Raw genomic sequence first — 537 nt, 5'->3', positions numbered from 1 at the left:
AAATGATGACAAACTAGAGTCAATCCTGAAACAGCCAAAAGTTGACCTTCAGAAACAAGTTCAGTAATATTATTTGTTCCAAGAACAGCAGGAATTTCCAAAGTACGAGCCATAATTGCAGAGTGAGAAGTACGTCCACCAATGTTAGTAACAAAGGCTTTAACGAATTTCTTGTCCAATTGAGCTGTATCAGATGGTGTCAAGTCTTCTGCTACGATGATTACTTCTTCATCGATAAGCGCTGGACTTGGCAATTTAACACCAAGAAGGTGAGCCAAAACACGTTTTGTAACGTCTTTAATGTCAGCTGCACGTTCTTGCATATAAGCATTATCAGTCATTCCTTCAAAGATACCGATAAACATATCAGTTACTTCTTTGAGGGCTGATTCAGCGTTAACTTTTTTGTCGTTGATTACTGCTTTAATTTGAGCAGTCATATCTGGGTCAGCGAGGACCATCATATGAGCGTCAAATACAGATGCTGCTTCTTCACCAAGGGTTGTTACTGCTTTGTCCTTAATAAGTTGAAGCTCG

1 protein-coding gene is annotated in these 537 nt (G+C 39.3%); it reads right to left on the bottom strand.

Annotation, left to right across the window (positions count from 1 at the left end):
- A partial coding sequence (locus BAZO_RS16205) for a PEP-utilizing enzyme (protein WP_003332762.1) occupies positions 1-537 on the bottom strand: 537 nt, incomplete at both ends.

The sequence above is a fragment of the Schinkia azotoformans LMG 9581 genome (assembly GCF_000307855.1).
In the GTDB taxonomy this organism is placed as follows: Bacteria; Bacillota; Bacilli; order Bacillales; family Bacillaceae_J; genus Schinkia; species Schinkia azotoformans.
This window is presented reverse-complemented; position numbering and strand designations above follow the sequence as displayed.